General features: G+C 73.6%; 7 protein-coding genes. 6 read left to right on the forward strand and 1 reads right to left on the reverse strand.

All coding sequences use genetic code 11. The annotated features are described in order from the left end of the window. The 6 genes from ABZ914_RS41495 to ABZ914_RS41520 all read left to right on the forward strand — a co-directional run. Nucleotides 1-592 (forward strand): FAD-dependent oxidoreductase (locus tag ABZ914_RS41495; RefSeq protein WP_500200148.1); only part of this gene is annotated, 592 nt, incomplete at its 5' end. Between the two features lie 65 nt (nucleotides 593-657). Beyond that, the gene (gene thiS / locus ABZ914_RS41500) at nucleotides 658-858 is read left to right on the forward strand and encodes a sulfur carrier protein ThiS (RefSeq protein ID WP_190861863.1); all 201 of its coding nucleotides are present in this window, start codon (nucleotides 658-660) and stop codon (nucleotides 856-858) included. Between the two features lie 3 nt (nucleotides 859-861). After that, nucleotides 862-1,659 (forward strand): thiazole synthase, encoded by a 798-nt coding sequence (locus tag ABZ914_RS41505; protein ID WP_500200150.1) that lies wholly within the window; start codon nucleotides 862-864, stop codon nucleotides 1,657-1,659. Between the two features lie 160 nt (nucleotides 1,660-1,819). After that, complete coding sequence (locus tag ABZ914_RS41510; protein ID WP_500200152.1) at nucleotides 1,820-2,797, forward strand: DMT family transporter; 978 nt, start codon at nucleotides 1,820-1,822, stop codon at nucleotides 2,795-2,797. Between the two features lie 36 nt (nucleotides 2,798-2,833). Further along, nucleotides 2,834-4,774 carry a Stk1 family PASTA domain-containing Ser/Thr kinase gene (gene pknB, locus ABZ914_RS41515; RefSeq protein WP_500200154.1) on the forward strand — a complete coding sequence of 647 codons (1,941 nt, stop codon included), beginning with the start codon at nucleotides 2,834-2,836 and terminating at the stop codon, nucleotides 4,772-4,774. Between the two features lie 43 nt (nucleotides 4,775-4,817). After that, on the forward strand, nucleotides 4,818-5,678 hold the full coding sequence (locus ABZ914_RS41520) for a deoxyribonuclease IV (protein WP_500200155.1): 861 nt from the start codon (nucleotides 4,818-4,820) through the stop codon (nucleotides 5,676-5,678). A gap of 704 nt (nucleotides 5,679-6,382) precedes the next feature. Here the strand turns inward: ABZ914_RS41520 and ABZ914_RS41525 are convergent. Beyond that, nucleotides 6,383-8,045 (reverse strand): sodium:solute symporter family transporter (locus ABZ914_RS41525; protein WP_500200156.1); only part of this gene is annotated, 1,663 nt, incomplete at its 5' end.

The following is an 8,045-nucleotide window of genomic DNA, read 5'->3' on the forward strand; positions in this document are numbered from 1 at the left end:
GGTCGAGCGCGACGCGGCCGCCGGGGTCCGGCTGGACGACGGCGCCGAGATCCGCGCGGACCGGGTGCTGCTGGCCGCCGGGCCCTGGTCGGGCGACCTGGCGGGCCTGCCCGCCGGGACCGTTCCACCCGTCCGCCCCGTCAAGGGCCAGGTGATCAGGCTCCGCACGCCGGTGCCGTTCCTGCGGCGCACCACCCGCGGCCTGGTGAAGGGCTCGTCGGTCTACCTGGTGCCGCGCGCGGACGGCGAGATCGTCATCGGCGCCACGCAGGAGGAGCTGGGCTTCGACACGCGGGTCACCGCGGGCGGCCTGTGGGAGCTGCTGCGGGACGCCCGCGAGCTGCTGCCCGGCCTCACCGAGCTGGAGTTCGCCGAGGTCACCGCGGGCCTGCGGCCCGGTTCCCCGGACAACGCCCCGCTGATGGGCCCCACCGCGCTGCCCGGCCTCTACCTCGGCACCGGCCACTTCCGCAACGGCATCCTGCTGGCGCCGGTCAGCGCCGACGCCCTCGCGGCGATGCTGCTGGACGGCCCCGTGCCCGAGGTGGCCGCCCCGTTCTCCCCCGCCCGCTTCTCCCCCGAACCGCAGTGAGGAAGGCCGCGCAGTGATGCGGGCCGCAGTGACGAAGGTCGTGCAGTGATGAAGGTCGTGCAGTGATGAGGATCATCGTGAACGGAGAGCCGCGCGAACTGCCGGACGGCGCGTCCGTGGCGCAGGCGGTCGCGGCCGTCACCACCGCCGCGTCCGGCGTGGCGGCCGCGCTGAACGACGAGGTCGTCCGGCGCTCGGCGTGGGAGGCGACGACGCTGCGCGAGGCGGACCGCCTCGAGGTGCTGACCGCGGTGCAGGGAGGCTGACCGGTGACACGGGACACGACGAACGACGCCGCCGCCGGCGCCCTGGTGATCGCCGGCGAGGAGATCGACTCCCGGCTGATCATGGGCACCGGCGGGGCGCCGAGCATGCACGTGCTGCGCGAGGCGCTGACCGCGTCGGGGACGGCGCTCACCACGGTCGCGATGCGGCGGGTGGACCCGTCGGCGCGCGGCTCGGTGCTGGACGTCCTGGGCGAGTGCGGCATCCGGGTGCTGCCGAACACCGCGGGCTGCTTCACCGCGGGCGAGGCCGTGCTGACCGCGAAGATGGCGCGCGAGGCGCTCGGCACGAACTGGGTCAAGCTGGAGGTGATCGCGGACGAGCGGACGCTGCTGCCGGACCCGATCGAGCTGGTGGAGGCCGCCGAGCAGCTCGTCGACGACGGCTTCGTCGTCCTGCCCTACACCAACGACGACCCCGTGCTCGCGCACCGGCTGGAGCAGCTCGGCTGCGCCGCGGTGATGCCGCTGGGCTCGCCGATCGGGTCGGGGCTCGGCATCCGCAACCCGCACAACATCGAGCTGATCGTCGAGCGGGCGGAGGTCCCGGTGATCCTGGACGCGGGGCTCGGCACCGCGTCCGACGCCGCACTGGCGATGGAGCTCGGCTGCGACGCGGTGCTGCTGGCGACCGCCGTCACCCGCGCGCAGTCGCCCGCCCGGATGGCCGCGGCGATGCGGCACGCCGTCGAGGCCGGGCGGCTCGCCCGGCTGGCGGGCCGTATCCCCAAGCGCCGCTACGCCCAGGCGTCCTCGCCGTTCGAGGGCCTCGCATCGTCCTGACAGCTCGTTGAAGCCGAGCTAAAGCTTCGGCTGTAGAAATATTCGCTGGACCTGAACGGTGGACGTCCACAGACTGGAGGGCGTCCACCGGACGGGCCGCCCGCAACCGCGCCGCACCCTTCGGTGTTCATGGAAACGTCCCGAACCTAAGGTGCGTCACATGCAACAGGGCAGTGCCCGGCGAACGGACGTCGACCGGCTCGCCGTCGCGGCGGCGGCCGTCACGGTCGTGCTGTGGGCCTCGGCGTTCGTCGCGATCCGCAGCGCCGGCACGGAGTACGGCCCCGGCGCGCTGGCCCTCGGTCGGCTCCTCTCCGGGACCGTCGTGCTCGCCGTCATCTGCCTGGTCCGCCGCGAGGGCCTGCCGCCGAGGGGCGCCTGGCCCGGCATCGCCGCGGCGGGCGTGCTGTGGTTCGGCGCCTACATGGTCGCGCTGAACTGGGGCGAGCGCCTCGTGGACGCCGGCACGGCGGCCCTCGTGGTCAACATCGGCCCGATCCTCATCGCGCTGCTCGGCGGCTGGCTGCTGAAGGAGGGCTTCGCGCCGCGGCTGCTGGCCGGCATGGCGGTGTCGTTCGCGGGCGCCGCGATCGTCGGGCTGTCGATGTCGGGCGACGGGGGCTCGTCGGTCGGCGGCGTGCTGCTGTGCCTCGTCGCCGCCGTGACGTACGCGTTCGGCGTCGTCAGCCAGAAGCCGGCGCTGCGGCACGCGACGCCGCTGCAGTTCACCACCTGGGCCTGCGCGATCGGCGCGGTCGTCTGCCTGCCGTTCGCGCCGCAGCTGGTCTCGCAGGCCGCCGACGCCCCGGCCGCCGCCACCCTGAACATGGTCTACCTCGGCGTCTTCCCGACCGCGATCGCCTTCACCACCTGGGGCTACGCGCTGGCCCGGACGTCCGCCGGGAAGATGGGCGCCACCACCTACGCCGCGCCCGCGCTCGTGGTCGCGATGTCGTGGCTGTTCCTCGACGAGGTCCCCGGCCTGATCACGCTCGGCGGCGGCGTCCTGTGCCTCGCCGGCGTCGCCGTCTCCCGCAGCACCCGCGGCCTCCGCCGCGGCCGCCCGGCCGCCGCCGCGGCGGCCCCGCCCGCGCCCGCGTCCGACCCGCGGCTCATCGATGCTCATACTCACGACTGATGAGAACATCCGTCATTCGCCCGTAAACTCGCCTCGATGGACACGTCGGTTGCAGATCCACTCGTCGGGCAGGTGCTCGACGGGCGCTACCGCATTGAGTCCCGGATCGCGCGCGGCGGCATGGCCACCGTGTACGTGGCCCGCGACCTCCGGCTGGACCGCACGATCGCGATCAAGGTGATGCACGCCGGGCTCGCCTCCGACGAGGACTTCGTCGCCCGCTTCATCGGCGAGGCCAAGGCGGCCGCGGCGCTCTCGCACCCCAACGTCGTCGCCGTGTACGACCAGCGCTCCGATGGCGAGCACGTCTTCCTGGTGATGGAGTACGTCCCGGGCCGGACGCTGCGCGACGCGCTCACCGAGCTCGGCCGGCTCGGCCCGCGCGCCGCCCTGGAGATCATGCAGCCCGTCCTCGCGGCGCTCGGCGCCGCGCACCGGGCCGGTCTCGTGCACCGCGACGTCAAGCCGGAGAACGTGCTGATCTGCGAGGACGGCACCATCAAGGTCGCCGACTTCGGCCTCGCCCGCGCGGAGAGCGCGAGCAAGATGACCAAGACCGGCATGATCATCGGCACGGTCGGCTACCTCGCGCCCGAGCAGGTGCTGCAGGGCACCGCCGACGTCCGCTCCGACGTCTACGCCGCCGGGATCATGCTGTTCGAGCTGCTCACCGGCCGGCTCCCCCACCAGGCCGACACCCCCCTCGCCGTCGCCTACAAGCACGTCAACGAGGTCGTCCCGCCGCCGTCCAGCGTCGTGCCCGGCATCCCGCAGCGGGTGGACGAGCTGGTCACCGACGCCACCAGCCACGACCCGTCCCGCCGCCCCCAGGACGCCAACCAGTACCTGGCGGAGGTCGCCGAGGTCTTCGGCGGCCTGCCGCGCGACTTCGACCGCCGCATGGAAGAGGCGTCCCGCACCACCACCAGCGTGCTGGAGACGCCGCCCGCCGCCCCGCCGCAGGGGCACACCGCCGTCCTCGACCCGAGGAGCGCGCCCGACACCCTCCCGTCCGGGTACGCGCCGCGCTCCCGCGCCGACCGGGCGCTCGGCGCGCTCACCGGCAAGTACGTGCTGATCGCCATCGGCGCCATCGCCGCCGTGGTCCTCGGCTGGGCCGTCTGGTACCAGACGTCCGGCCAGTACGACCACATCCCCTCCCAGATCATCGGGATGAAGGTCGCGGACGCCCAGCGCGAGCTCGACCACGCCGGGCTGGACGTCCGCGTCGCCACCGCCGTGTACGACGACCACGTCCACAAGGGCATGGTCGCCAAGAGCGACCCGCCCGCCGGCGCCCGCATCGCCAAGGGCCAGACCGTCACGCTGACCCCGTCGAAGGGCATCACCCCCCGCGAGGTCCCGGACGTGTCCGGCAAGTCCCTCGACGACGCGAAGCGGACCCTGCAGAGCAAGGGCTTCACGATCGGCAGGACCAGCACGACCCCGTCGCAGCGGGTCGGCAAGGACAAGGTCGTCGGCACCGACCCGGACGCGGGCGAGAAGCAGTCCCCCGACAAGCCGGTCGACATCATCGTCAGCAGCGGCATGTCCATGCCGAACGTCGTCGGCACCGACGGCGACACCGCCGCCAACCAGCTGCGCTCCATGGGCCTGAACGTCACCGTGGAGAAGAAGAAGGTCGACGGCAAGCCCGCGAACACCGTGGTCAGCCAGGACCCGGCGGAGGGAACCGGCGTGTCCAGCGGCGACGACGTCACCATCGTCGTCAACAAGCGCGACTGCATCGTGGACGCGGGCCCCATCCACTTCGGCTGCAACGACGGCGACCCCCAGCAGAACATCCCCGTCCCCAACATGACCGGCCGCAGCGTCGCCGACGCCAGGAAGGCCCTCCGGGACTCCGGCTTCAACGTCAACGTCACCGGGTTCGGCGGGAACACCGTCCGGTTCCAGAGCCCGAACAGCGGCGAGGCCCCGCGCGGCTCCACCATCACCCTGGTCAAGGGCCCCTGACCGGGTCCGGACGGTCGGATCCGGCGGCTAGGCTGAACGGCCTATGACCGCACCGCAGAGCCCCATCGGGGCGCACGTTCCCGTGGCCGGCGGGCTCGCCACCGGCGGCCTGAAGTACGCCGCCGAGATCGGCGCCGAGGCGATCCAGGTCTTCGTCGCCAACCCGCGCGGGTGGGCGCTGCCCGAGGGCAGGCCCGCCGAGGACGCCAAGCTCCTGGCGCGCACCGACGTCGCCGTCTACGTGCACGCCCCGTACCTGGTCAACTTCGGCTCGCCCAGCGAGGAGACCCTCGCCAAGTCGATCGCGACCGTCCGGCACTCCCTCGTCCGCGGCCGTGCGATCGGCGCCCGCGGCGTGGTCGTCCACACCGGCTCCGCCGTCAGCCAGAGCTACGACGCGGCCATGGCGCAGGTCCGCGAGCACGTCCTGCCGCTGCTGGAGGAGATCCCCGAGGACGGCCCCGACCTCCTCCTGGAGCCGATGGCGGGCCAGGGCAAGATGCTGTGCGCCAAGGTCCAGGACCTCGGCCCGTTCTTCGACCGCCTCGACCACCACCCGAAGCTCGGCGTCTGCTTCGACACCTGCCACGCGTTCGCCGCGGGCCACGACCTCGCCGCGCCCGGCGGCGTCAAGGACACGATGGACGCCCTGGTCGCCACCGTCGGCGAGGGCCGCCTCAAGCTCGTCCACGCCAACGACTCCAAGGACGCCTGCGGCTCCGCCAAGGACCGGCACGAGAACATCGGCGCGGGGCGGATCGGCGAGCAGCCCTTCGCCGACCTCTTCCGGCACCCGGCCGTGGCCGGCGTCCCGTTCATCATCGAGACCCCGGGCCGCGACCCCGAACCGCACGGCAAGGACATCGCGACCCTCAAGCGACTCAGAGCCGGCGACCAGCCCTGACCGCGACCGGGAAGCTCAACCGGAAGATCGCCCACAACCGACCGCCAGGCGATCGTCCGTAACTCCGACCCGCGGCGACCGCCACGTTGCGATCGCGTGCGAAGCCAGGTTCGAGCCTGCGAGAACCTGATCGCGAAGCGAGCCCCCAGGGCGAGTCGAAGCGATGCTGCGATCGCCGCTTCGCCCGCCGAAGGAAGGCGCTCCAGCGCCTGACGCCAAGGGCGAAGCAAAAAAAAATAGGACTCGGGCGTCGCCGAACAACCCCCCGACTGTTCGACGACGCCCGAGCCACAGGTCGTCGGGTCCCACCCCCCCGGTACGGGACCCGGCGACTCACGATCCGGCGTTCGACTGGCGCCCGCCGGATCTCCGGGTTTGCTGTTGTGGGAGGTTTCGCGGTGGTGGACGGGGATGCCGTCCGGTCCGTCCGCCCGCTCCTCCGAAGCGGTGTGGCGTGTGGTGCCACTGAGAACACTAGAGGTCCGATGCCTCCGATCGGCACCCTGGAAACACAAGGCTCGGTAAACGGTTAGTAGTCAGAGTTATGCGGAGGGTAGTCGCACGGCGAGCGGTCGGTTTCGCGGGACGAGCGGGCGGGCCGACATGTAGGAACGGTCCACACGACGGTGAGCGGTCATGTGGGAAATTCACGGCCCGGCGCGGCGGCCGTTTCCGCGGGCGCTCGGCGGGCGCTCGGCGGGCGCTCAGCGGGCGGCGGCGGGCTCGGGGAGGTGCAGCCGGGCCATGGCGCCGTCGGTGCGGCGCGGCACGCGGCGGCGGGTGAGCAGCGACACCGTGATCATGACGGCGAACGCGGCGGGCGCGACGACCAGGGCGGGCTGGGCGAGCAGCGCCGCGGTCCAGCCGGCGCGCGGGCCGCAGGCGAGCCGGGCGACGCCGGCGGTGACGGAGAGCCCGCCGCCGGCGGCGAGTCCGGCGAGGGCGCCGGCGGCGGTCAGGCCCCGCCACCAGATGCCGAGGACGAGCAGCGGGCACAGCGAGCACGCCGACACGCACAGCGCCGTGACGACGAGCTCGGCGGCGTCGCGGGGGCCGATGGCGGGCAGCACGGCGAGCGGCGCGGCCAGCGCGAGGACCACGCCGATCCGGAACACGGTGACGCCGTCGCGGTGCCGCATGCGCTGGGTGACGGTCCCGGCGATGGCGACGACGAGCCCGCACGAGGTGGAGATGAACGCGGCGAACGCGCCGGCGGCGACGACCCCGGCCAGCAGCGCGCCGGGCAGGCCGGGCGCGGCCCTGAGCGGCAGCACCAGGATCGTGGCGTCGATGTCGCCGGTCATCAGCAGTTCGGGGGTGTAGAGGCGGCCGAGCGTGCCGTAGAGGGCCGGGAAGGCGTAGAAGAGGGCGAGCAGCCCGGGGACGAGCGCGGCGGTGCGGCGGGCGGCCCGCCCGGAGGTGCTCGTGTAGAAGCGCATCAGGATGTGGGGCAGGCCCATCGTCCCGAGGAGGACGCCGAGCAGCGTCGAGTAGGTGGTGTAGAGGCCACGCCAGGTAGGGGGGCCGGACGGGACGGCCCACATCCCGTCGCTGGGGGCGGTGTGGCGTTCGGCGTGCGGGACGGCGGCGCCGGGCGGGAACACGAGTTCGGTGCCGCGACCGGCGGTGTGCGGACCCGGGCTCAGGGGCACGAGGGCGCGGTCGTGGCGGACACCGTCGAGCCGTCCCGTGGCGGTGACGGTCACGGCCTGCCGGACGGTCACGGTGACGTCCGTGTGCACGTGGACGCGGGTGGTGCGCTCGAAGCGCGCCGGCCGGTCCCCGGCGTGGGCCGCGCCGCCGCCCGCGTGCCAGATCGCGAGCAGCGCGACGGCGGGGAGGGCGACGGCGGCGAGCTTGATCCAGAACTGCACGGCCTGGACGGTGGTGATGCCGCGCATGCCGCCGGACGCGACGAGGCCGACCGCCACGACGACGATCACGGCCCAGCCCGTCCAGACGGGGGCGCCGGTCAGCACCCGCAGGGTCACGCCGGCGCCCTGGAACTGGGGCAGCAGGTAGAACCAGCCGACGCAGCAGACGCAGCAGGTGACGGCGCGGCGGACGGCCCGCGACCCGAGCCGCCACTCGGCGAAGTCGGAGACCGTGTAGGCGCCGGAGCGGCGCAGCGGGGCGGTGACGAACGCCAGCAGCAGGACGTGCCCGGCGGTGGCGCCGATCGGCAGCCACAGCGTGCCTGTGCCGTAGGCGAGGACGAGCCCGGCGGTGCCGAGGTAGGCCGCGGCGGAGATGTACTCGCCGCCGATCGCGGCGGCGTTCCGGAGGGGGGTGACGCCCTGGGAGGCGACGAGGAAGTCGGAGGTGGTCCGGGCGGAGCGGCGGCCGTGCGCGCCGAGGGCCGCGGTC

Source organism: Spirillospora sp. NPDC046719, assembly GCF_040645715.1.
Classification (GTDB): Bacteria; Actinomycetota; Actinomycetes; order Streptosporangiales; family Streptosporangiaceae; genus Spirillospora.

What these genes read in the sequence shown, in the direction of transcription:
- pknB (WP_500200154.1), top strand. Translation starts at nt 2,834, where the DNA reads ATGGACACGTCGGTTGCAGATCCACTCGTCGGGCAGGTGCTCGACGGG.
- ABZ914_RS41510 (WP_500200152.1), top strand. Translation starts at nt 1,820, where the DNA reads ATGCAACAGGGCAGTGCCCGGCGAACGGACGTCGACCGGCTCGCCGTC.
- thiS (WP_190861863.1), top strand. Translation starts at nt 658, where the DNA reads ATGAGGATCATCGTGAACGGAGAGCCGCGCGAACTGCCGGACGGCGCG.
- ABZ914_RS41520 (WP_500200155.1), top strand. Translation starts at nt 4,818, where the DNA reads ATGACCGCACCGCAGAGCCCCATCGGGGCGCACGTTCCCGTGGCCGGC.